Below are 23286 nucleotides of genomic sequence, written 5' to 3'. Positions count from 1 at the left end.
AAAGCGTCATAGCCCAGACGCCGAAGAGCGCATCCGAGGGAAAGGCTACAAAAATGGGAGCGGTCAACAGTACCGACAGAGCACAGGGCCAGATCAGGCGTGGTCTCGAATGTGATGCGACCGCCGCTACAATGCAGGTAATAAACGCAATGAGCGCTGCGATGGGCAACACCAAGATGACCGAGAAATCCATCGTTGGAGATTATCAAGCAGTCTGACCGCAATCCACCCAAATCAGACCTTCCCATCTGCTCGGACCGCGCGCTTACTCCACCGCGTCGCGGCATTCCTGCATCGGGGCGGGTTCGCCCGCTGCGACGGGTTGCAGGGTGGTGTCCAGGCGGGTGCAGCCGGGGATACGTTCGGGCAGGGCAAGCATCATCAGGCAGTCGGCGATGGAGGGGTCCTCGATCGGGCCGATCAGGTCTTCGACTTCGTCCTGAGACAAGTCCGACTGGCTGAGGCAGCGCAAGGCGGCCGCCTGCCACAGCTGCGCGGGTGCATCGACCCGCAGCCTAAGCGAAAACCAGTATTCCTGTTGCGCCCCCGAGGTCCGCGCGCCTGCATCACCTGCAGCGCCCAGGCCCCAACCTGAATTATCCGCCATCCGCGCTCTCAAAGTACCGGCCCGAATTGCTTCGGCCCGCTGCCCCTGACCCGAGAAGTAAGGTCGACCCCCGCAGGCTGATCGTGAATGGATTATTCACCAATCGACCTGCGGGACGGACACTATACGATGCAATCGATCTTAAAAGCCGGCAAAAGGCAATAAGCCGTTGATAAATCCTCGGTCCGCCTTGTCACATTTTAATCCCGATCACCCCGGCGATGGGCTGTCCTCATCGTCCACCACGATCGAGGCAGGGCGTTCCACCGGCGCCTTGTGCGGGGTAAGATGGACGGTACTGGTGGGATAGGCGATGCCCACTTCGGCCTGTTCCAGCGCGGCGAAGATCAGCAGCAGCAGATCCTGCCGGATCACCAGACTTTCATCGATATCCGCCGCCTCGATATAGGCGAAAACTTCGATATCCAGCGAACTGGCGGCAAAATTCTTGAACCGCGCGCGGGCGCCGGGCTTGATGATGCGATCGTGCCGTTCCAGCACGCCCTCGATCAGTTCCACCGCTTCCAGCAGCTTGGCAGAGCCGATGCCGTATTCCACCCCGATCAGCGGATTGAACAGGAAGCGGTCGCGCTGGGCGTAGTTCTCGATCTGGCGGGATGAGAAATCGCCGTTGGGAATGGTGACGACGGTGCGTTCCAGCGTGCGGATGCGGGTGGACCGGATGCCGATATCCTCGATCGTGCCGGTCACGTCGCCGACTTTGCAGAAATCGCCCACCTGCACCGGCTTGTCGGCGATCAGGGTGACCGAGCCGACAAGGTTCTCGACCGTCTTCTGCGCGCCCAGCGCCAGCGCGATGCCGCCGATGCCCAGCGCGGCCACGCCCGTCGTCACGTCGATCCCGAAGGTATCGAGCACCGCGACCACGGCGATGAACAGCAGCAGGATCTTGGCCGCGCGGCGCATCAGGGTCACGACGGAAACGGCCTGCCGCCGCTCCTGCCCGACCATGCGGCTGATCAGCAGACCGGCCACCGAATCCACCATGCGGAACAGGAACCAGGCCAGCGCCACCCAGGCAAAGACCCCGACATAGCGCAGCAGCAATTGCCGCGCGACGATGGATACCGGCATCGAACCGGCCCAGATGGTGAAGACGACAGAGGCGAAGAACAGGCTGAGCGGCGGCATCGCCGCCTGCGTCAGCCGGTAGACGCCGCTGTTGTCCCGGTCCGCGATGACCCGCCGCATCGCGAAGAGAATGCCGGCATTGACCAGCTGGAATCCCAGGAACACCAGCGCGGCGATGCCCAGCAAACGCAGCCAGTCTTCCAGCGATGCGCCCGCGATTTCCGGTCCTTCGTCTTCGGCCTGCTTCGTTTTGGGCTGCATCGTGTGCGCGGCCGCGCTCGTCTCGCGCGCGATGCGCCAGACCTTGGCGCCGGAACGGTTGGTGCCGTGGGTCAGCAGGATCGGCGTCTTGTCCGCATCGCCAAGGTCGCCCACGCGCTCCTGATCGGGCTTCAATCCATCGTCGAGCACGCCCGCCGCATCATCGGACAGCGCCCCGAACGGCAGCAGCGTGCCGCCCGCGTCCAGCACCGCCTGCATTTCCTTCGCCAGCTGCTCTCCGTTGGAGCGCGCGTCGAAGTAGTTGGCGGCCAGCGGGTAATCGCGCTCCGCCAGTGCGGACAGCAGGCCGGACACCGCATCGCGCGGGGTTTCACGCCCGAACGGATCGACCGGCGGCGCGGCAGGGGCCTCGGTTTCGGCGCCCTTCGATTCCTCGGCGGCGGGGGTGGGCAGTATCTGCGCCTGAAGCTGGATCGGGGCCAGCGGCGCGATCAGCGCGAAACATAGCAAGGCCCAGCAACGGGCCACCTTGCGCAACATCGGGAAACAGTCTCCTGCCGGTCGTCGGACGGGGGCTCCAGACACGCAAGCCCCACGCATTTCCAACGGATATGCGCAGATGCGAGCCTTACGCGCGGCGACCCGTGCTCATGCCCCCCGCAATGCCCGCCCAATGCGACGGTTGCAAGACAGCGCGGCCCCTATCCCGCCAGCGGCACCGCGCCTGCATCGATGATCGCGCCGAATGCGTCGCTGACGGTGCGGCGATCGACCAGATCGACCTTGAAGGGCAGGGCGCTTTCATCGAACGCCTCGGCCAGTTCGGCCATCGCGGCCAGCGAAAGCGGCTGCGGCCCGTCAAGCGCAAGGTCAAGATCCGACCACGGCTTGGGCACACCGCCCGCGCGGCTGCCGAAGATCCTTGCCGACGTGCCCGGCGGCAGATGCGCGGCCAGAATGCGCAGCACTTCGGCCCGTTCGGCGTCCGTCAGGTGAAGCGGGCCGTTCATCCCCGCTCAAGTCGGCCCAGCAGATCGCGCGCGGCGGCCAGAAAGCCGGGGATCGCTTCTGCCACCTGCAGCGCCTTGGCTTCGTCATAGGTGTGCGAGGTGATGTTGCGCATTTCGCGGAAGGTGCGCCACGCGGGCCAGTCGTTCCCCGCACCGCCGCCGACAAGGCCCTGTTCGATCCCCGTGCGGACCAGCGTGGGGAAGCTCATCCGGTCGACCTCTTCGGGGTTCGCGGCGTTTTCCTCAAGCGCGCGGCGCAGCATCTTGTGCGACAGGTCATAAGTGAATTCGAACCGCTGGATCAGCCCATCGCGGATCTGCGTGTCCGAAACGTCGCCAAGATAGCGCGCCAGCCCTTAGTCAAGGCGGGACACGGCACGGGCGAGGGGAGAGAAATCCAGCGACATCGCCCCGTCATTGCCATTCCCGACCGTACAATGGCAAGGGCCGAGCCGTGCGGGAGAGAGCGGTATTCCCCGCGCTCCCCCGCACGCACTCTGCCCGTACCCTGCTTCTTGAGCGGTCAGAACGCGATCGAGAAGCGCATCTGACCGCTGTGGTTGGTCCAGCCCGAAGAGACGAGCCCTTCGTAACCCACGCTCAGCCGCAGCGCGCCCAGCGAGGCGACCACGCCCGCGGCAAGATCCGCCGCATCGCGTGAGATCACCGGGCCGACCACCTCGAAGGCGCCCGCGGTGCCGCCGATGCTGGCCTGCATCGCCGCCCCGCGATCTCCCCAGGCACGGCGCCATGCGGCCGAGGCGTAAGGCGCAAGGCCCAGCTTGTCGGCCCCGTCGGCGCCATTGCCCGCCCCCGGCTTGCCCGCTATACGCAGGCCAAGATCGGCGTAAGTGGCATGGCGCTTGTCGCGCGTCAGCGACAGGGCCAGAGCGCCGCCGGTCTCGGTCAGCGCATCGCGCCGCGTTTCGACATAGGCGATCCCGGCGAAGGGGGTCAGCGCGAAGCCGCCGGTTTCCAGCCCGTAACCGATTTCGCCAAAGACCTGCCGGGTGCTGCCGTCCGCCTTGCCGACAAGGCTGTTGGCGATCGTGCCCAGCGTGGCGCTGCGGGTCACGTCGATATCGTGCCAGGCATAGCTGACGCCCACCGCCCCGCTGAACCCGTTGGCGGCATAGCGCAGCGTTCCGGCAACCACGGTGGAATCGACGTCGGCATGGCCGAGGCCGCTGTAATCGGCAGCAATGCGGCCGATGCCCAGCGCCGCGTTCAGGCCGTTACCGGCAAAGCCGATACCGCCCATCACGCCCTTTTGATCGGTGGACAGCTTCGCGGTGCCCGCCGTGGCATCTGCCTTGCCCCAGCTGCCGAGCAGGGTGGCCCAGCCAAAGGCCCCGGCATCTTCGCGCACTGGCTGGCCCAGAAGCGAACGGCGCAGCATCTGCGCATCTTCCATCAGGCCCGCCGCGAAGGCCGGATAGATTTCGCCCGAAAGCGAGGCGAAGGCGGGCTGCACTTCGCCTTCGGACAGGAACAGCGCCTCTTCGAACAGCGGATCGTCCACGCCCAGCGCCTGAAGCGCGGCGCCCACCGCGCGACCGTTGGGCGTGGTGGCCAGCGCCGCGAAGTCCATGTCGTTGCGGGTCAGGGTCAGCATGACGCTGGTGGCGTCGTAGCTCAGGCCCGGCGTCAGGAAGGCAAAGTTGCTGGTGACGCTGTCGAACGTGCCGTCGACGCCGCCTTGTGCGGTAAGGATGGTGTAGGTCGTGCGGCCGCGATAGTCGCCCGCTTCGGCCTCGACCTGCACCGTGCCGCCATCAAGCGTGGCAATGCCGGTGGCGTCGATCCGGTCCGCGTCCCCGGCCGCGTTGACTTCGACCAGATAAGTGGAATCGGCCGCAAACGTCACGTCGCCGTTGACCGTCAGCTGCCCGATCGAGTTGCCCGGCGCGGCCACGCCGCCGGCTTGCACCACAAGGCCGGCTATGATGCCGTTGCCGCCCAGTTGCCCGCCGTCATTGACGATAACCGCCGAATTGGTCAGCGCGCCGTTGACCCTCAGCGTACCGCCGTTGACCTGGGTAAAGCCGCTGTACGTGCTGGTGCCGGTAAGGTCGAGAACGCCCGCGCCGGTCTTGTTCAGCCCGCCGGTGCCGGTGATCGTTCCGCCGAACGTGGTGTTGGCCGACTGATCGATGTTCAGCAGCGTGCTCCCCAGTTCCAGCGTGCCGTCGGCCGACCCGGAAAGCCCGGCGATGGTGTGTTCCGAACCGGGCAGGGCCGACAGGTCTACCGTGCCCTGCTGCAGATCGAGCACCGTCTGCGGGCCCAGCTGCCCCACGAAGTTGACAAGGCCGCCGTTGATCGTGGTGGTTCCGGCAAAGTCGTAAAGGCCGCCGAAAGTCAGCACGCCGTCGCCGTTCTTGACCATCAGGCCCGCACCCGAAAAGTCGCCCGTCATGGTGTAGCTGTCCGTCCGGTCGTAGATGAAGGTGCCGTCGTTCAGAAGGTTGCCGGTGAAGGCCGATCCATCGGTGATGCGGAATATGCCCGCACCGCTGGTGACGACATTGCCGCCAAGGTCCCCCGCCAGCGAAAGCGTGCCGTTTTCCACTTGCGTGGTGCCGGTGAAGGTGGATGCGCTGTTGCCCAGCAGCACTTCGCCCGCGCCCGTCAGCCGCACGATGCCGCCGCCGCCCAGCGCCAGTTCCGTAACTTCCGCCGCTTCGGTAAGGTCCGCGTAATCAAGGGTCAGGGTGCCCTCGACCGTCGCCTCCGGCGTCTGGATCCCGGTTAGGCCGCCGGCGGTCAGATCAAGCTGCAGTTCCGCGCCCGATGCGATGGTCACGCGCTGGAAGCTGTTGGCGGTGTCCCCCGTGGTCCATAGACCCGCGTTGACGTCCAGCGTTTCGGCGTTGACGAACTGGGCAAGGGTGCCGCCTTGCGTACCGTTCAGGCGCACCGAGTCCAGGCCGCCCCCGGTATCGATCACGCCCGTGACCGACGATCCGCTTTGCAGGATGACGATGTCGTCCATGTCGTCAAGCTGCACGGCCACGCCGCTTTGTCCGGCCACGATGGTGCCGGAATTGGCCAGCGTGGTCTGGCCGAAGCTGCGGATCGCCACGTCGGTCCCCCCGGTGATCGTGCCCGCATTGACGATGGCGGTCGAACCGTTGCCCTGGCCCGCCGTCACCAGACCCGAGAATCCGCCCGTGATGCTGGCGCCCTCATCGACGGTGACGGAGATGTTGGGGCCGAACAGCAGCATCCCTTCCGCATTGGCAGAAACGACCGCGCCATCGACATGGACGTCCGTGACGCCCTGCGACTGCGCGATGACCCCGATGCCCGAGGACGCGACATCGCCCGTCAGCACATAGGCGCCCTCATTGCCGTAAGCCTGGATGCCCCACGAATCCGGGCCGTCCACCGTCAGCGCGCTGCTGATGACGCGCACCGTTCCGTCGGTAAAGGCCGAGATGCCGTTGCCCGATCCGGTATGGGTCAGGGTATCGCTGATGATCGCGATATCGCCTGCGCCGTTGCTGCTGGCATAGATGCCGTAAGCGTCCGTCCCGCTGGTGGTGAGCGTGGTGCTGTCGATCGTGATCGCGCCCTGTTCGCTCAGCGCCTGAATGCCCGCGCGATCGTCTGCATCGTTGGAAAGCGTGCCCGATACGATGCTGACGGTGCCCGCGCCGGTGGCGCTTGCAGTGATGCCGTAGCGGTCGGGGCCGGACACCGTGGCCAGCGCGCTGGTGACACTGACGTTGCCGCCATGCGCCACGGCCGATATCGCGCCCGCCGTATAGACGTTCGAAATGGCCGCTTCGCTGCTGACGCGGATTTCGTTCGAGGTGACGGTGACGTTGCCCGCGCCGGTTGCCGTCACGCCGATGCCGCTTTCGCCCGCGCCCTGCATCACGATGAGGCCGTTGTTGGTGACGTCGATATCGCCAAGCCGCGCGCCGCCCGCGATCACGGCGCTGCCGCCGTTGCCGGTGACGACCGAATCCGCACCCACCGTCACGTCGAAGCTGGCGACGTTGCCGTTGATGGAGATGGCGTTCCAGCTGCGCGAGGTGACGGCGCCGGTCGTCTCGATCGAAACGTGGCCTTCGTTCAGCGGGATCACCGGGTTGCCCTGCGAATCCCAGGTCGCGGTGACGGCGCGAATGGCCTGGCCTTCCGCTTCCACATTGCCTGCGACGATGTTCACGCCGCCGCCGGCCGTGGCGGTAATACCCGCCGAGTTGGGAGAAACGGAGGTGTTGAGCACGTCATCGGCCGTGATGGTCACCGCACCCGCGTTCGCCATGCCCTGAACCATGCTGCCCGCGGCCGATCCGGTGACGGAGCCGATATCCAGCACGACATCGCCCGCAGAGGACGAACCGCTGACGCCCGCGCCGGTGGATGCCGCCACGGTTGCGGTGTCCGCCGTGATCGATACGCCCTGCGTGCCGGTTGCAAGGATCGCCGGGCCGGTGCCCAGATTGATCGCTTCAAGGCTGGTGATCGTGGCGGTGCCGCCCGCGTTGACTTCGACCGTCGCCTCCGATCCGGCCGAGCGCACCGTGCCCGCATTGTCCAGCACACCATCGCCCGTCGCGTCGATCGCGACGGCCTGCGTGAGCCCTTCGCCTGCCGAGGTGAGGGTGCCCGCCCCGGTGGAGACGGTCACGTTGCCGCCGCGCCCGATGATCGCCCCGTCGCTGAGCGTTGTGGTGTCGCCGGTGGTGGTGATGGACACATCGCCGCCTTCGGACACGCCGAAGATCGTGCCGCCGCTGACCGCGCTGGCCGTATCGCTGACGATCGTGACGCTGCCCGGCCCGCGCGCATGGCCGATGATCGCGGAGGCCGCGTAGCCCTGCACCTGCGTGACGTCCGCCGTGATCGAGACATTGCCCGCATCCGACGTGCCAAGGATGCCTTCGGCCGTGTAGTTGCCGGTCATCTCGGTTTCGTAGGACAGCGTGGTGCCGGCGTTGATGGTCACGTCGCCCAGACCGGAATGGCCATGGATGCCATACATGCTGCCGCCGTTGGTGATGGTCTGGCCAGCGGTGATGGTCACGTCTCCGACCTGGCTGATGGCCTGGATCGTTGCGCTTTCGTCATCCTCGTCCACCACGTCCGCGTTGGAGATGGCCAGACTGCTGACGATCGAAATATCCCCCTGCGCCGTGGCAAGGATGGCGCCCTGTCCGGTTTCGTCGTTGTTGGCGTAGGCGATGACCGATCCGTTGTTGACGATCGAGATGCTGCCCGCATCCTCCACCTCAAGCGCGCCGCCTGCAGAGGCGACGGTGGCGCCGTCATCGATGGTGACGGAGACGGCATCGCCGGTCAGGCTCATCGCGCCGTTCCACCCGTCAAGATTTTCGCGCACGGTCACATCGACATTGCCCTTCGCCGCCACGTCGATGCCTTCGCCGTCGGAAACGACATCGCCCACGACGATGGTGGCATCGCCGGCCACATCGGCGTGGATCGCGTAAGCGTCCTGGTTGCCCAGCGCGCGGATCGTGCCCGCATCGACCGTCAGCGAACCGCCCAGCGCCACGGTGTTGCCGTCAAGATCGGTTTCGCGGCCCACCGCGATAGCCTCGATCGGTTCCTGCGTGCCGGAGTAGGGGTTGATGTCGATCGTGCCCACCGTGATGGCGACATCGCCCTGTCCGCTGGCAACGATGCCGCGCACGCCGTTCATCGCCAGCGAGCCCACGTTGATGTCGGTCAGCCCGGTGCCGGCCGTGGTATAGATGCCGGTGGCGGTCTGGGTCTGCACCGTCATCGTATCGATCGAGAGGGAAAGCGTGTTCGCATCCGCGACATGCGCTTCGATCACCCGGTCGCTGCCGCCGCTTGAACCGGACGCGGTCACCGTGCCGATCGTGGCGCTGATATCGCCGTCGGGCGTGGACAGGAACGCCACTTCGGGCATGCCGGATACGCTGTTTGTCACGTAAGTCACATCGCCGGGTCCGGTGTCTACGTAAGTTGCCTCTGCCCCCGACTGCGACTGGGCCTGCGCCTGAGACACGGCGGCAAGGCTGACGGCGCTGGAAAGAAGAAGCGCGCTACGGCGGCGCAGCAGGCCAGAAGTACGGCCCGAACCCTGATGTGACATATCTGTATCGCCCCTGTTATTGCAACGGACAGGGACGAATGCCCCCTCCCGGCATGGGTCATTTACAGATCTGGAAGGATTTATATCCCGCAATCACGGCAATCTGGCCCGATCTGGACGCGTCTCAAGCATTAATATTCAAAATGATCTATTTTATACGTAATAACTACAATGGTGATTACCTAGATTTGGTGTAATCATCCGTTAACCCGGTTATCCGGACGGCCTGAATACAGGCGTCTGGCGCCATTCATTTCGGGGGGATGCGCGTGGGAAGCAAGAAGCCGGCGGGGTCATCAGGAAAACCCCGCCGGCAGGAGTCAGGGCTATATCCTTAACCGGAGCCAGCCCTTCGGGTCGCACCTGTGCCTTGCCCCGGCCCATCGCCACCGTCGATCCGGGAAATTCCCGGTGTCGTGAAAGACTTGGGGCTTACAGGCGCAAGGTCCGGCAATATTCATTATGTAAACCTTGGAGGCGCCTCATGCCTGATCCGGCATGGGCGCGAATACGGGAAAGCTTTCCACCGGCGGCAGGCCCATGCGTTCCAGCGCGTTGACCACCGCCGCCGTGCCGGGCACCGATCCGGGTTCTCCCACACCCGAAGGTCTGTCCGCGCCATCGATGAAATGGGTTTCCATCACGCGCGGCATCTCGTTCATGCGCAGCACGCGATACGTATCGAAGTTGGCATCCTGCGCCGCGCCGCCATCCAGCGTGACGCGGCCATAAAGCCCGGCGGACAGGCCGAAACCGGTGCCGCCTTCCACTTGCGCGCGCACGGTATCAGGATTGAGCGCCAGGCCGCAGTCGATCGCGGTGACCATGCGCTCTATGCGAAAGTCCTGGGCCGTACCGCTCAGCTGCGCCACTTGCGCGATGAAGCTGCCTTCGGAACGGTGGACCGCCACCGCGCGCGTCACGCCGGGCGGGGGCGGATCGCTCCATCCCGCCTTCTCGGCCGCCAGCCTGAGGACGGCGGCCTGTCTGGGTTCGTGTTCCAGCAGCGCAAGGCGATAGGCGACCGGGTCCGCTCCGGCAGCGCGGGCAAGGCGGTCCACGAAGATCTCCTTGGCGATCCCGGTGTGGTTGTTGGAGATGGAACGGTACGTCAGCACCGGCACGCGCGCCGGGGTCTTCCACCAGCGCAGCCTTGAAGCGGGGCAGGCGTAGAGTTCGTGGAACACGCCCTCCAGCACCGTCCAGTCGCGCCAGTTGGGCACATCGGGCGCATTGGGCGTGACCGACTGCCCCGCCATGCGCTGGTCGAAGGCGATCAGGCGACCCTTCCGGTCAAGCCCGGCGCGCATCGCGTGGATCATCAGCGGGCGGTAATAGCCGCCGGTCACGTCATCCTCCCGTGTGCGGGTGAGCTTGATCGGCCAGCGCCAGCGGCTTGCCTTGAGCACGTGGGCGAATTCGGCCACCCAGTCCGAATCGAAGGAGGCGCGCCGCCCGAAACTGCCGCCCGCGGGCACCGTGTCCAGCAGCACGCGGTCCAGCGGCAGGCCCAGGATATCCGCGATCGCCTGCTGGTTGCGCGTCTGCGACTGGAACCCGGCGCGCACTTCGCAGACCCCGCCAACCATGCGCCCGGAAATGCAGGGCGGTTCCATCGGCGCATGGGCAAGGTAGGGAAAGCGAAAGCGCGCCTCCACCACCCGATGCGCGCGGGCGAACGCCGTGTCCGGGTCGCCGCGCGTGTCGGCATAAGCGGGCGCGCCCTCTTCCATGGCGCGGGCGAAGTCGGCCGCGATTGCGCTGTCCGACCGGGTTTCGGCGCTGCGCATGTCCCAGTCGATGCGCAGGGCTTCGCGGGCGCGGATGGCGTGCCAGGTGGTGCGGGCGATGACGGCGACACCGCTGGGCACTTCGACCACCATGTCCACCCCCGGCATGGCGCGGGCGGCCGTGCCGTCATAGCCGCGCAGCCTGCCGCCGATGCGCGGGCAGCGGGCGATGACGGCGTGGCGCATATCGGGCCACGTGCCGTCGATGCCGTATACGGTGGCGCCGCGCGTCTTGGCGCCGGTATCGGTGCGAGGCAGAGCTTCGGCACCGATGCCCAGCAGCCGCCAGTCGGCACGGGACTTGAGCGGCACGTCCACGGGCACCGGCAGCCGCCCGGCAGCGGCGGCGAAATCGCCGTATCCCGCCGCGTGGCCGGGCGCGATGAGCCTGCCGTTGCGGGTGCGCACCAGCGCTTCGGGCACCTGCCAGGCTTGCGCGGCAGCGCGCACCAGCATGGCGCGGGCGGTGGCCCCTGCCCGGCGCAGTTCGTCCCAGCTGTTCGCCGTGGAGGTGGAGCCGCCGGTAGTCTGTTCGCGAAAGGCGTTGTGGGCATAATCGGCCACCCGCGCCGGAGCGCCGACCACGCGCACGCGGCTCCAGTCGGCATCCAGTTCCTCCGCGACGATGGAGGCCAGCCCGCTCCATATGCCCTGCCCCATGTCGAGATGCTTGGCGAAGACGGTGACGGTGCCCTCCCAGTCGATCGAGAGAAAACGCTGCACAAGGCCGTCGGGCGCCGCCGGGCTCGACAGCCCCCTGCCCGCGCCGGTGCCTGCAACGCCCAGCAGCAGGCCCGAGGATGCAAGCACCAGAAAGCCGCGCCGGTTCAGCGTCACGCCGGGGGTCGGGCCCAAGATTGGGCCGGAACTTGCGCCGCCTCGCGCACGGCGGCGCGGATGCGCATGTAGGTGGCGCAGCGGCACAGGTTGCCGCTCATCGTCGCCTCCAGCGCTTCCTCGTCCACCGGGCCGGCCGTGATGAGGGCGATCGCGGCCATGACCTGTCCGGGCTGGCAATAGCCGCACTGCGCCACCTGATGCGCGTCCCACGCGGCCAGCACGCGCTCTGCCACGGGGCCGGTGACACCCTCTATCGTGGTGATCGCGCCGGTCGCCTCGTTGACGGGGATGGAGCAGGATCGCACCGCCGCCCCGTCGATATGGACGGTGCAGGCCCCGCACTGGCCGATGCCGCAGCCGTACTTCGTGCCGGTCAGCCCCAGCAGGTCGCGCAGCGCCCAGAGCAGGGGCATGTCCGGCTCGCAGTCCAGCGCATGGGGCTGGCCGTTGATGAGGACGCGAAACGCCATGAGGCGGCGATCTTGTTGGCGCGCGCGGGGGCGGTCAACGCACGCGCGGGTCATAACAGCCATGTTTTGCATTCACCCGCTCAAGGCATACGCTGCCCTTCTGCAAGCAGGGGGTTACGGGCATGACGGATATCATCATCGTCGGCGGCGGCATCGCGGGGCTGACCGCCGCGCTGGGACTGCAGCGGCAGGGGCTGAAGGTCCGCCTGTTCGAACAGGCCGCGCAGTTCGGGGACGTGGGCGCAGGCATCACCCTCAGCCAGCCCGCCAGTCGCGGGCTGTTCTCGCTTGGCCTGCGCGACGCGATCGAGCGCGATGCCGATATTCCGGTGCGCGCGGGCGGAGCGGACTGGCGGACGGGCGAACGCATGGGCGGCCCGGACCAGGTCGCCATTGCCCGCGACCGGGGGGAAATCCCGTATTTCTACCAGCTTCACCGCGCCGACATGCATGCGATCCTTGCCGATGCCGTCCACGCGATGGACCCGCTGACGATCGCGCTCAACCGCCAGCTGGTGGCGCTGGAACAGGACGATACGGGCGTCACCGCGCGCTTCGCGGATGGCTCTGCCGAACGCGCGCCCGTGCTGGTGGGCGCGGACGGGATCAATTCGCGCGTGCGCTCCATCCTGTTCGGGGAAGAGAACCCGCGCTTCACCGGGCAGGTCGCCTACCGCTTCCTGATCCCGGTGGAACAAGTGCAGGCGCAGATGCGCCTGGGGCCTTCGCTCAATTACCTTGGCCCCAACCGGCAGTTGCTGCGCTATCTCATCCGCCACGGCACGGTGGTCAACGGCGTGGCCTTCGTGAAGACCGACAGCTGGACCGGCGAAGGCTGGTCCACCCCCGCCACCAATGCCGAAATGCTGGAAAAGTTTGCCGACTGGAACGATGACGTGAAGGCCCTGCTGCGCGCCGCCCCACCCGAAGGCACGCGCAAGTGGGCGCTGTTCGATCGCGATCCGCTGCCGCAATGGACGGTCGGCCGGGTCACCCTGATGGGCGACGGCGCGCATCCGATGCTGCCCTTCCTGGGCCTTGGCGCGGCGATGGGGATCGAGGACGCGGTGGTCTTCGCGCGGGCCTTCACCACCAGCGCCGATCCGGTGGCGGCGCTCCACCGCTATGAGGCGACGCGCCGCGAACGGGCCAACTGGGTGCTGCTGCGATCGCGCCGGCAGGGAGAGATCAACCAGTCCGCCGACCCCGAACAGCGCAAGCGCAACGGAACCGACCCCGAAAACGAAAACCTGATGACCTACGATCCGGCCACGACGGAGATCGCGGCCTGATCAAAGACGGAGCGGGAGCCTGAGCGGGGAGCCTGAGCGGGCGCCCTACTCCAGAGCCCCCGCCCTGACGCGGCCCATTCCGTCCACGGCGCTCGCAAGGAACCCCGCCACGGCATCCGCCCATGCCTCGCTCTGCTGGTCGACGATATCGACGCCGCCGCCGTCCAGCGCCACGAAGGCGAAGTCCGGGCGCAGGGCATGGGCCTTGACCGCATGGTCGTAGATCATGTCGCCGGTATTGGTGAGGATCAGCGTGGGGCAGGCCAGCTTCGCGATGCCTTCATCGTGGCGGTACTGGAACGCCGCGTGATGGCCGTGCCAGTAGGCCCCCTGCCCTTCGAACGCCTGCACCACGAATTCGCAGACGCGCGCCGCCGGAACGGTGCCCGCCGCAAGCCGGGTGCGGGCGGCGTGGACATCGGCGAACTGGGTGCCGTCGGTGCGCGCGGTGATGTCCTGTTCGCGCAGCCAGCCATTGGCCAGGAAGTTGTCGCGTTCCTCGATCGTCAGCGGCATCGGGCCGTTGAGGATGACGGCTGAAACGCGGGTGGGGAACTGGATCGCCGCCTCCGTCGCCACCATCGATCCGGTGTGATGGCCAAGCACCGCCGCATCCGGCAGGCCCAGCACGTCAAGCACCGGGGGCACGCAGGCCGCCCAGTCCTCGACACGCGGCACGCCGTCCACCGGATCGGACATGCCGAAACCGGGCATGTCGATGCCGATCGCGTGGAAGCCGCGCGCCGCCAGCGGTTCATAGACGTTGTCGAACTGCGCTGCCGTCATCGGTGCCTGATGGAGCAGGACGATCGGCGCGCCGCCTTCTCCGGCGTGGCGGAAGTGGATCTGCCCGTAAGGCCCCTCGGCATAGCCGCGCCGTGCCCAGCGCGCGCTCATGCCGGCACCTTGGCGGGCACTTCGCGGCCCAGCTTGCGGCCAAAGGTGATCGCCGACGACACGATCGAACCGCTGAGGAAACCATGGCCAAGAAAGCCGATGCCGATCACCTCGCCCGCCGCATAGAGCCCCTCTATCGGCGAGCCGTCTGCCCGCACGACGCGCAAGTCCTCGTCCACCTTGATGCCGGGATAGCAACTGATCGAGCAGCCATAATGGCGCACCGCGTAGAACGGCGCTTCGGCGATGGGGGCGGGCATGTGCTTGCGCCGAAACATGTCGCTGCCCACGGCCTGACCGCGGTTGTAAAGTTCGATGGTTGTGCGCAAGGCGCCCTCGGGCATCCCGGTGCGTTCCGCCAGTTCCTCCACGCTGCCCGCAACCACGAAGTCCTCGCCCCCCTCGCCCGCGAACAGGGCTTCCACCGTTTCGGCGGGCCAGCGGAACAGGGGTTTGGACGCCTTGCGGATGGCCTCGTCCCAGACGATCCAGAAGGCCCAGTTGGGCTGCGCCATGACCGCGCGTTCGCGCGCGTCGATGCTCATCTCGTCCTCGGGCATGAAGCGTTCGCCGCGCTCGTTGACGTAGATTTCCCAGGGCGGGCGGCGGGTGGGCAGCACATCGCTGTGGATCCATGCAGACGCCTTGCTGTCCAGCGTGCGGGTGCCGCCGAAGGCCGGCAGGCAGTATTCGGTGAACCACACCGAACCGCCCGCCGCGCGAACGGGGTCCAGCGCATCGCCGCGCACCGTCTCGACGTGGTAGCGCAGCGGAACGTGGCCGTGCAGTTCCTGCCAATGGCGCGCACTGCCGCTGAAGCCGCCGGTCGTCAGGATCACGCTCTGGGCGGAAAGGCTGACCGGGCCCAGCGGTGTATCGGCCAGAATGCCGGTGACGCGGCCGTTCCGCGTCACAAGGTCGGTAAAGCGGGTTTCCAGCATCAGCGTCAGAAGGCCGGTCGGCTCCACCCGCGCCAGTTCGCGGCGGAAGGCGTCCAGCACCTCTATCCCGGCATTGGTGCTGCGATAGGTCCGCTCGACGTTGTAGAGATCGTGTTCGGGCGCGAAATGGGGGACGCCGTCCATGCAGGTCCAACCGATCGATTCCAGCCAGTCGACCATCGGCCCGGCTTCCTCGGTCCACTTGCGCAGAAGCACGTGGTCGCCGGTGCCGTGGTTGATGCGCAGCGCATCGGTGAAGTGGTCCTGCGCCGAATCCGCGATGCCGGCCCGGCGTTGCAGGTCGGTGCCGCCCGCGCTGATCGATGCGCTCGACAAGTGCAGCGTGCCGCCGATATCGGCCGCCGCTTCCACCAGCGCCACTTTCAGGCCGCGCTCCACCGCGCCCAGCGCAGCGGGAATGCCCGCCGTGCCCGCACCCACCACGATCACGTCAAATTCCGGATACACGCCGCATCTCCGTTGTTCTTGAAGGCTGGGAATGGGCGGCCCGCATGAAGCGGACCGCCCTGCCGGGAAGTCAAAGGTCTTTCGAGGTGTCCATCTGCTTCATGTTCGCCCCGCCGCGCCGTTCCAGCGCGCCGAACGTGCGCTTGATGAAGATGTCGCGCTCCTGCGCCCAGGCCGCCTTTTCCTCAGCACCGGGCAGGTATTTCTCGACGTCGTCGGCAGAGACGCCCGCCTTTTCGAGCACCTTTTCCAGCGTCATCATGCGGCGCCGCACGGTCCACAATTCCGCCCCCAGCGCGATGATCACGTGCATCAGGTTGTCCACCGTCTGCTCGGGAAAGGCGGAGATGTTGTCCGAATCCGCGAAGATGAAATCGTCGGCGGCGGACTTGTATTTCTGTTCGGCCTGGGTCGCCATGATCGCAATCGTCCTCTCTCAGAATTCGTAGCTGAAGCGCACGCCCATGCGCCGCTTTTCGGGCAGGGCGAGGCGGATTTCGTTGGTGGTCAGGGTGACGAGGTCGGTGGCGCGGCCGCCCACCATCGTCTGTTCGTTGAACAGGTTGGTGACGAAGGCTTCCACAGCCAGGCCCCCACCGCCATTGGCATCCTGCCGCGCGCCGAAGCGCACATCGACCTTGTCGTCGTTGCGGCTCCACGCGGCATTGTAGTTGTCCACGTACTGGCGTCCGCGATGGCGGTAATCGAGGCGGGCATAGCCAGACCATGCATCGGACAGCTGGCGATCGTACTGCACGCCCGCCGTCCAGGTCAGGCGCGGCACGCCCGACAGCTTGTTGCCGGTGGCGTCGGTGGTACCGCCGATGTTGAGGCATTCGGCGCAGATGAAGTTCTTGATGTCGCTGTCCGCCAGCCCGAACGAGCCGTTGAAGCTCAGGCCCTCTGCGGGCGTGACGTTGCCTTCCAGCTCGATGCCCCACAAGTCCACCGCGCCCAGGTTCTCGACCACGCTGAGCAGGTTGATGGTGGAGGAACCGTCGGGGTAATACGTGTAGCTGTTGGACACCTGCCCGTCGCGATACTTGTCGACATAGACAGCGGCGCGGATCGATGCCTTGCCGTTCATGAAGGCGGACTTGATGCCCACTTCATAGTTGTCGAGCCGCTCCTGCTTGTAGGTGGAACCGCCGGTGGTGGCGATCTGGGCCTTCTCGGTGTCGCTAAGGGCATCGTAGGCGCCGTTGAAACCACCGGGACGGTAGCCGCGGGAGAACAGCACATAGGCGGTGCTGTCAGGCGCGAACTTGTAATCCACCGTCAGGCGCGGGGAGAAGCTCTTGAACGTCGCCTGCTGGACGATCGGGCTGTCGTAATAGACCCCCGCCGCCGAGGCGAGCACCGACATGCGGATCTTGTCCCACTGATAGCGCCCTTCGGCGCTGATCGTCAGCTCCGGCGTCACGTCGAAATAGACCGCGCCGAAGATCGCGGGGGTTTTGGGCTTCTGGTTGGTCAGGGTGGAACTGTTGCCGGTGCCGTAGGGATTGATGCCCCAGATCGCGCCGGAATCGTAGTCCGCCGTGAAGTAGCTGGCGCCCACCGTCCAGCGCAGGGGCTGGTCCTGCGCCGAAGTCAGGCGCAGTTCCTGGCTGAAGTCGGTGACGTAAGTCTGATAGTTCAGCAGCCACTTCACATAGCTGGGCGCCCCCGGCAGCGACGCGGTGGGGTTGGCGATATCGGAGGTGTCGCGGAACGTCAGGTCAAGCCCGGTCTGGGTCTTGTCGCTGTGGTAGGCGGTGATCGAACTGAGCACCATGCCGCCGCCCAGTTCCCAGTCCATCCGAAGATCGGCCTGCACCGTTTCGCGCTTGAGGCCAGTGGACTTGTTGAAGCCGGGGTCGAAGATCGTCGGGTATTCGGCGCTGTTGGCGATCAGCACGTCATAGGCGCGCTGGTCCAGCTGGTAATTGCCGCCGATCAGCGATGCAGGCAGCTTGGCCGGCAACTTGCCGCAGTAATAGCCGCCCGAAGTGCCGCCAAGGTCGCAGTTGAACTCGCTCGATTTGATCGCCGCCTGCGCGGGCGGGCCGTCCTTGCTAACCGCGTACGAGGCAAAGCCGGTGATCTTGAGGGTCGACATCGGTTCGAACAGCAACTGCGCGCTGACCGCGTCGGTCTTGCGATCGCCGAGGTGCTGGCTGCGATCGGCGGAATTGCGGTACTGGCCGCCCTCGAAATCGTGGCTGGCGCCGAGGCGGAAGGCCAGCATCTGGTCGATGACGGGGATGTTGACGCTGCCCGACACCGCGTTGGAGCCATAATTGCCCGCCATGCCCTTGACCCTGCCGGAGAAGTCGTAAGTCGGGCTCTTGGTCACGAAGTTGACCGCGCCGGAGAATGTCGATCGCCCGAAGTAGGCGGCCTGCGGGCCTTTCAGCACTTCCACCCGCGCCACGTCGTCGATCGCCGGGACCGAGGCGTTGATGACCGGGGCGCCGTCGATGAACACGAGGCCGCCCTGCGAGATCGGCGAGACGTTGCCCAGCGCCAGGCCGCGGAAGGTCAGGTTGTTGATCGAACGGTCGTTGCGGCCCGATCCGCCGCCCGCCTGGTTCTGGAACTGGAAGCCGGGGGTCGCGGCCGAAATGTCGTTGAGCGACTTGATATCCTGCGTCTCCAGCGCCTCTGCCGAGAACGCGGAGATCGCCAGCGGCACCGATTCAAGCCGTTCCTCGGTGCGGCGCGCGGTGACGACGATGGCGTTGTCAGGCTCGCTGGCCGACTGCGCCAGCACCGGGGCGGGAGCTACGAACGCGGCCCCGGAAACGACAGCGCCAAGGCCTGCCAGCGCGGTTGAGGTGCTCAAGTGGAATCTGGACGCGATGCTGTGGTGACGCATGGATTACCCCCCTTGGGTTTGTGTCTTTTTTTCCGATCCTCTCCATCGGCGCCCTCTTGTTTCGGGGCTTCATCGCACGCTGCGAAGACTGTCTGCCGCGACCGGGCCGGACAAGGCGGAGGCGGGTTCTAGCTGTCATGCCCCGGCTGACAGGTCCGGCGCGCGGACGCGGCGCTTCGCCCTGCGGCGCCGGTTCGCCGCAGGTGCGCAGTCCGTGGTTCGCTGGCGTTCTATTCGGGTTTACGCGCGATGTAGCAGGCGATGCCCCAGTGGCGGTTTTCGCCCTTCTCCACTTCGAACCCGGCTTCGCGCAGGGTTTCCATGAAGTCCTTGGCAGTGAACTGGTGCGACCAGCGCTCTGCATTGTAGACGTGGTCGATCCACCCCATGAACCGGCGATAGGGCTCGTTCGAACGGGCGCGGCCGGTGTGGAAGTCTGTCACGTCGAACACGCCGCCGGGGCGCAGGATGCGGAAGGTTTCGGCGCAGATATCCTTCGCGCCCTGTTCCGACACTTCATGGAAGAGGATGTAGGCGGTGACGATATCGACGCTGTTGTCCGCGAACTTGGTATCCTCGGCCAGACGCTGCGCGAAGTGGACCGGGGTGCCCAGTTCCACCGCGCGGGCATGGGCATAGCGCACCAGCGGCCCGCCCACGTCGAGACCCCATACTTCCGCATCCGGGAACGTCTCTGCCAGCGCCACGCTCAGCCGACCGATGCCGCAGCCGATATCGACGATGCGTTCGATCTTGCCGTCAGCAGGCTTGGCGATGGTGCGCGCGATGCCGAACTGGAACTCGTCCTCGTTGTTCTGGCCCTTGTAGAAGGTGTTGGTGCCATAGTGGTAGAGCGGCCCGGCGAAGTCGTTGCCGGTATAGCCGCCTGGCTGGATGTGGATTTCGTGCTTGGTGTAATCGGGCATGTCCATGCCCGTGTTCAGTTCCAGCGATCCGGGGCCGCTGGTGTCCGCCGTTTCCATCCCGCCCATGTAGAAATCGGCATGCTGGCTGTAGTGATCCAGCACGTTGCGCCACATCAGCTGCTGGCTCGACAGCCAGCACCGGATGCGCGCGGCGATCATCGGGTCCTTCTCGAAGGCGCCCCGGAAGGCATCGAGCGGGGCTTCCTCGGTGTTAAGGCGCAGGTCTTCGAGGATCTCGTCGGCGCTGGCCCGCGCGGACTTGTCGAGATCGCCATAAGTCCAGTCGCGAAAGCCCAGCACGAAGTCCTGGTAGCTTTCCACGTCAAGGCTGCGCACGCGGCGGTTACGCTCGGAAAATCCACGGTCGATCAGCATGGGACGACTCCTGAAAAGGGGTGCGGCAGGCCCGGCGCAAACGCTCTCGGGCTGCTTGTAGGGGCAGCGTAAGTCCCGGCGGCACGGCGAGGCAATAGTGCGCAAAGGCATATCTGACCCGCCTTTTGAGCATGGCTTAATCGCTGGAATCGCGGCCGCCTTTTCGTATCCTGTCCCCTGACCGGACGCGGCGAAGCGCCCTTCCCGGTCGCTCCTCGACATGGAAGGACCGGCATGGACACTGCACCCAAGGGCGCTGTTCGCCAGAAGGCGGAGAATCAGGCGCGGATCGGGCCGATCACGCTGATGCCGGGCATTCCCCCGCGCGAAGTCTTCGTATTCCTGCTGGTGACCGGAATCGCGGTGATGATGACCGCGTTCATCGCCCTCATGCAGCCTTACGTGTTCACCGAAATGGTCGGCGTGCCGCGCGATCAGCAGGGCCGTTTGGCGGGGCAGCTGATGACGGTGCAGCAGGCGGTCGTGCTGGTCTGCGTCAGCTTCGCGGGCGCGCTGGCGGACCGGATCGGGCGGCGGGCGATGGTGATCTTCGCCCTTGTCGGCTACAGCATGGCCGCCTTCGCCTATCCGCTGGCGGGCGGCGTGGTGGCGCTGTTCGTCATCCGCTTCTGCTTCGGCATCGCGTCAAGCGCGCACACCGCCGGCGGTCCGCCAAAGTTCTTCGACTATGTCGACAACGCCTCGCGCGGGCGGTTCATGGCGCTGGTCATGGTGTTCTATGGCCTGATCAGCGTGCTGATGGTGGGGGTTATCGGCGCAGCCCTGCCGGGCTGGCTGCACTCTGCGGGCTATGACACCGCGCGCGCTGGCACATATGCGCTGTGGGCTTGCGGCATCGTCGGCCTCGGCGCGGCGCTGGTCGCGGCGATGTTCCTGATGCCCGATGCGCCCGCGAAGGACCGGCGGAAAAGCACCGCGCCTGCCTCTCAGGGCCTGCGCGAGCTGCTCGGCGGGTTCTGGCGCGTGGTCGGCCATGCGCGCACCAACCGGGGTTTCGGGGTGCTGCTGCTGACCTCCTTCGTGGTGCGCACCGACGAGGCGGTGGTCGGCTCGTTCCTCGCCTTGTGGATCACCCTTCGCGGCGCGCAGGAGGGCCTGGGCACGACCGGCACCGTCGCCATCGCCGGTACCGCGCTGGCGCTGATGCGCGCCTGTTCCTTCGTGATCCCGCCGATCCTGGGTGTGCTGCTCGACAAGTGGGACCGCACCACGATCTACGTCGCCAGCCTGGTGCTGGTGGGCATATCGTTCCTTTGCGCGCCGCTGGTGACAAGCGTGACGGGCTGGGAAATCCTTGCCCTCGCGCTGTTCATCGGCATTGCCGAAAGCACCCAGACGATCGCGCAGCAGGCGTTCTTCGGACAGGAAGCCCCCGCCGACCTGCGCGGCACCGCCTATGGCCTGCTTGCCTTCTTCGGCACCGCCAGCGTGGTCGTGGTGTCGCTGGCGTCGGGATACCTGTTCGACCTTGTCGGGCTGACCGCGCCCTTCGTGCTGATCGGGCTGCTGCACGTGATCTTTTCCGCCCTTGCCATCGGCTACCTTGCCCTTGGCCCGACGAGCGAAAACCCCATAAGCGATGCGACAGGAGTGACCGGGTGAATTCATATCGACGGCTTGCACAAGCCGCGAGCGGAGAGGTGCCGTCCACTCAGGAAGAAGAGCCCGGAACCACGCGCGCCCGCTTCTGGCTGGCGCTGTCGGGGCTGTTGCTGACGGCGGCGCTGGCGGCGCTGGACAACTTCATCGTCAATCCCGCCCTGCCCCACATCGTCAGCGAGTTCGGCGCGCTGTCGCAGCTTTCCTGGGTGATGACCGCGTTCATGCTCGCCTCCACGGTGACGATGCCGCTTTACGGCAAGTTCAGCGACATCCACGGGCGGCGGCCACTGTTCACGCTGGCGATCGTGGTCTTCCTTGGCGGATCGGCCCTGTGCGGGGCAGCGCAGTCGATGACGCAGCTGATCGTGTTCCGCGCGATCCAGGGCATGGGCGCGGGCGGAGCATCGGTGCTGGCGCTGACGACGCTGGGCGACCTCGTCACCCCGCGCGAAAGGCCGCGCTATCAGGGGCTGTTCAACGCCACTTACACGCTCTCCAGCATCGCCGGGCCGGTGGTCGGCGGCGCGGTGACCGAGTGGATGGGCTGGCGCTGGGTCTTCTACATCAACCTGCCGGTCGGCGCGGCGGCGCTGGCGATGGTGTGGCTGACCCTGCCGCGCAATCTTGCCCCCCGAAAGGGCCACGCGATCGACTTTGCGGGCGTGGCGCTGCTGGTCTGCGGGACGGTGGCGTTCCTCATGTTCCTGGGGATGCTGGACGGCAGCGCCGCATCGACGCCGCTGGCGATGGCCGGGACGGGGGTGCTGTGCGCCCTCGCCTTCGCCGCGCTCTACCGGCAGGAAAAGCGCGCGGCAGAGCCGGTTCTGGCGGTGCACCTCCTCGAAAACACGGTGTTTAGGCGGACCGTGGTGGCCAGCACGATGATCGGCCTTGCCTTCTTCGGATCATCGGTGTTCCTGCCCCTGTTCTTCCAGACCGTGGGCGGCCACTCGACCGCGAGTTCGGGGCTGATGATCCTTCCGCACCTGATCGCGGGCACCACCATGTCGCTGCTGGGCGGGCAGGTCGTATCGCGGACGGGGCGCTACAAGGCGCCGATCGTGGGGGGCATGGTGCTGCTGGCGATCGGCTTCTTCGGCATCGCAACCGTCACCGCGGTGGGCCTTGGCGATCCGGCGTGGATCTGCTGCCTGCTGCTGATGGGTTCGGGCGGCGGGCTGTGCATGCCCAACCTGACGGTCGCGGTTCAGAACTGCGTCCCCCGCGCGGAGCTGGGCACCGGCACCTCCACCCTGCAATTCTGCAACCAGCTGGCGGCGGTGGCAGCTGTGGCGGGATCGGGCCTGCTGCTGACCCACCACTTGCGCCAGTACGCCGCCGCCGCCCTGCCCGCCCCGCTGGCCGAGCGCGTCCTGCACGAAGGCGTGGCGCTGATCGCGGCCCTGCCCCCTGCCCTGCACGATGCGGTCGTGGCGATCTACGCCCACGCCTTCATCGTGACATTCGTGACCAGCGGCGTGCTGACCTGCCTTGCCGTCGGCGTGGCGCTAAGGATTCCCGAGATTCATCTGGGCGAGGATTAACTCACCAGCCAGAGGATCAGCGCCCACAGCGCAAGGCTCATCGGCAGGGCGGCGGCCATACCTTCCCAGACCGCCCATTCCCCATCCGCAACTTCGGCGGTGAGGCCGACATCGAACCCTGCTTTCATCGCAATCCCCGAACTGAGTACGCCTGCGCGAATCGCGCCCCGTGCGCATCGATCGGCAATCGTTTGCACGATTACGGGAATACAGGTTAATGCGGCGTTTATAG

At 66.5% G+C, this 23286-nt stretch carries 16 protein-coding genes; 3 read left to right on the top strand and 13 right to left on the bottom strand.

Going from position 1 to position 23286, the window contains the following annotated elements; all coding sequences use genetic code 11:
- Positions 1 to 265: 265 nt before the first annotated feature.
- From A8V01_RS11275 to A8V01_RS11245, 7 genes are all read right to left on the bottom strand, one after another.
- Positions 266 to 607 carry a hypothetical protein gene (locus A8V01_RS11275; RefSeq protein WP_103095954.1) on the bottom strand — a complete coding sequence of 114 codons (342 nt, stop codon included), beginning with the start codon at positions 605 to 607 and terminating at the stop codon, positions 266 to 268.
- A 210-nt stretch (positions 608 to 817) separates the two neighbouring features.
- On the bottom strand, positions 818 to 2461 hold the full coding sequence (locus A8V01_RS11270) for a mechanosensitive ion channel family protein (protein ID WP_103095953.1): 1644 nt from the start codon (positions 2459 to 2461) through the stop codon (positions 818 to 820).
- 161 nt (positions 2462 to 2622) lie between these two features.
- Positions 2623 to 2931, bottom strand: coding sequence for a nucleotidyltransferase family protein (locus tag A8V01_RS11265; RefSeq protein ID WP_103095952.1), 309 nt, complete (start codon positions 2929 to 2931; stop codon positions 2623 to 2625).
- Positions 2928 to 3284, bottom strand: a complete 357-nt coding sequence (locus A8V01_RS11260; RefSeq protein WP_281256494.1) for an HI0074 family nucleotidyltransferase substrate-binding subunit — start codon at positions 3282 to 3284, stop codon at positions 2928 to 2930. Before A8V01_RS11260 ends, A8V01_RS11265 begins: the two co-directional genes overlap by 4 nt.
- 170 nt (positions 3285 to 3454) lie before the next feature.
- The gene (locus A8V01_RS11255) at positions 3455 to 9028 is read right to left on the bottom strand and encodes an autotransporter domain-containing protein (protein WP_103095951.1); all 5574 of its coding nucleotides are present in this window, start codon (positions 9026 to 9028) and stop codon (positions 3455 to 3457) included.
- 482 nt (positions 9029 to 9510) lie between these two features.
- Positions 9511 to 11673: a xanthine dehydrogenase family protein molybdopterin-binding subunit gene (locus tag A8V01_RS11250; protein ID WP_170065900.1), complete on the bottom strand. Its 2163-nt coding sequence runs from the start codon at positions 11671 to 11673 to the stop codon at positions 9511 to 9513.
- Positions 11652 to 12128, bottom strand: a complete 477-nt coding sequence (locus A8V01_RS11245) for a (2Fe-2S)-binding protein (protein ID WP_103095949.1) — start codon at positions 12126 to 12128, stop codon at positions 11652 to 11654. Before A8V01_RS11245 ends, A8V01_RS11250 begins: the two co-directional genes overlap by 22 nt.
- A gap of 122 nt (positions 12129 to 12250) precedes the next feature.
- Between A8V01_RS11245 and A8V01_RS11240 the strand changes: the two genes are divergently transcribed.
- Positions 12251 to 13420 carry an FAD-dependent oxidoreductase gene (locus A8V01_RS11240; protein ID WP_103095948.1) on the top strand — a complete coding sequence of 390 codons (1170 nt, stop codon included), beginning with the start codon at positions 12251 to 12253 and terminating at the stop codon, positions 13418 to 13420.
- Between the two features lie 45 nt (positions 13421 to 13465).
- Here A8V01_RS11240 and A8V01_RS11235 read toward each other — a convergent pair whose 3' ends face one another.
- From A8V01_RS11235 to A8V01_RS11215, 5 genes are all read right to left on the bottom strand, one after another.
- Positions 13466 to 14317 carry an alpha/beta fold hydrolase gene (locus tag A8V01_RS11235; protein WP_103095947.1) on the bottom strand — a complete coding sequence of 284 codons (852 nt, stop codon included), beginning with the start codon at positions 14315 to 14317 and terminating at the stop codon, positions 13466 to 13468.
- Positions 14314 to 15726 (bottom strand): FAD-dependent oxidoreductase, encoded by a 1413-nt coding sequence (locus A8V01_RS11230; RefSeq protein WP_170065899.1) that lies wholly within the window; start codon positions 15724 to 15726, stop codon positions 14314 to 14316. The genes A8V01_RS11235 and A8V01_RS11230 overlap by 4 nt, the downstream gene beginning before the upstream one ends.
- 70 nt (positions 15727 to 15796) lie before the next feature.
- Entirely contained in the window at positions 15797 to 16144 is a 348-nt protein-coding gene (locus A8V01_RS11225; protein ID WP_103095945.1) for a hypothetical protein, read from the bottom strand.
- Positions 16145 to 16162: 18 nt separating this feature from the next.
- Positions 16163 to 18553 (bottom strand): TonB-dependent receptor, encoded by a 2391-nt coding sequence (locus A8V01_RS11220; RefSeq protein WP_170065898.1) that lies wholly within the window; start codon positions 18551 to 18553, stop codon positions 16163 to 16165.
- A gap of 263 nt (positions 18554 to 18816) precedes the next feature.
- On the bottom strand, positions 18817 to 19887 hold the full coding sequence (locus A8V01_RS11215) for a class I SAM-dependent methyltransferase (RefSeq protein ID WP_170065897.1): 1071 nt from the start codon (positions 19885 to 19887) through the stop codon (positions 18817 to 18819).
- A gap of 234 nt (positions 19888 to 20121) precedes the next feature.
- Between A8V01_RS11215 and A8V01_RS11210 the strand changes: the two genes are divergently transcribed.
- Both A8V01_RS11210 and A8V01_RS11205 read left to right on the top strand, forming a co-directional pair.
- Positions 20122 to 21510 carry an MFS transporter gene (locus tag A8V01_RS11210; protein ID WP_103095942.1) on the top strand — a complete coding sequence of 463 codons (1389 nt, stop codon included), beginning with the start codon at positions 20122 to 20124 and terminating at the stop codon, positions 21508 to 21510.
- A complete protein-coding gene (locus tag A8V01_RS11205; RefSeq protein ID WP_103095941.1) occupies positions 21507 to 23054 on the top strand; it encodes an MDR family MFS transporter in 1548 nt (515 codons plus the stop codon). Before A8V01_RS11210 ends, A8V01_RS11205 begins: the two co-directional genes overlap by 4 nt.
- Here the strand turns inward: A8V01_RS11205 and A8V01_RS29545 are convergent.
- Positions 23051 to 23182 (bottom strand): hypothetical protein, encoded by a 132-nt coding sequence (locus A8V01_RS29545; RefSeq protein WP_281256493.1) that lies wholly within the window; start codon positions 23180 to 23182, stop codon positions 23051 to 23053. The genes A8V01_RS11205 and A8V01_RS29545 overlap by 4 nt on opposite strands.
- Positions 23183 to 23286: the final 104 nt, after the last annotated feature.

This window comes from Novosphingobium guangzhouense (assembly GCF_002896965.1).
GTDB classification, from domain to species: Bacteria; Pseudomonadota; Alphaproteobacteria; order Sphingomonadales; family Sphingomonadaceae; genus Novosphingobium; species Novosphingobium guangzhouense.
Note: the sequence above shows the minus strand (reverse complement) of the source record. Positions and strands in the feature narration are given on the sequence as shown.

What these genes read in the sequence shown, in the direction of transcription:
- A8V01_RS11255 (WP_103095951.1), bottom strand. Translation starts at nt 9,028, where the DNA reads ATGTCACATCAGGGTTCGGGCCGTACTTCTGGCCTGCTGCGCCGCCGT.
- A8V01_RS11210 (WP_103095942.1), top strand. Translation starts at nt 20,122, where the DNA reads ATGGACACTGCACCCAAGGGCGCTGTTCGCCAGAAGGCGGAGAATCAG.
- A8V01_RS11235 (WP_103095947.1), bottom strand. Translation starts at nt 14,317, where the DNA reads ATGAGCGCGCGCTGGGCACGGCGCGGCTATGCCGAGGGGCCTTACGGG.
- A8V01_RS11215 (WP_170065897.1), bottom strand. Translation starts at nt 19,887, where the DNA reads ATGCTGATCGACCGTGGATTTTCCGAGCGTAACCGCCGCGTGCGCAGC.
- A8V01_RS29545 (WP_281256493.1), bottom strand. Translation starts at nt 23,182, where the DNA reads ATGAAAGCAGGGTTCGATGTCGGCCTCACCGCCGAAGTTGCGGATGGG.
- A8V01_RS11270 (WP_103095953.1), bottom strand. Translation starts at nt 2,461, where the DNA reads ATGTTGCGCAAGGTGGCCCGTTGCTGGGCCTTGCTATGTTTCGCGCTG.
- A8V01_RS11275 (WP_103095954.1), bottom strand. Translation starts at nt 607, where the DNA reads ATGGCGGATAATTCAGGTTGGGGCCTGGGCGCTGCAGGTGATGCAGGC.
- A8V01_RS11245 (WP_103095949.1), bottom strand. Translation starts at nt 12,128, where the DNA reads ATGGCGTTTCGCGTCCTCATCAACGGCCAGCCCCATGCGCTGGACTGC.
- A8V01_RS11265 (WP_103095952.1), bottom strand. Translation starts at nt 2,931, where the DNA reads ATGAACGGCCCGCTTCACCTGACGGACGCCGAACGGGCCGAAGTGCTG.
- A8V01_RS11225 (WP_103095945.1), bottom strand. Translation starts at nt 16,144, where the DNA reads ATGGCGACCCAGGCCGAACAGAAATACAAGTCCGCCGCCGACGATTTC.
- A8V01_RS11240 (WP_103095948.1), top strand. Translation starts at nt 12,251, where the DNA reads ATGACGGATATCATCATCGTCGGCGGCGGCATCGCGGGGCTGACCGCC.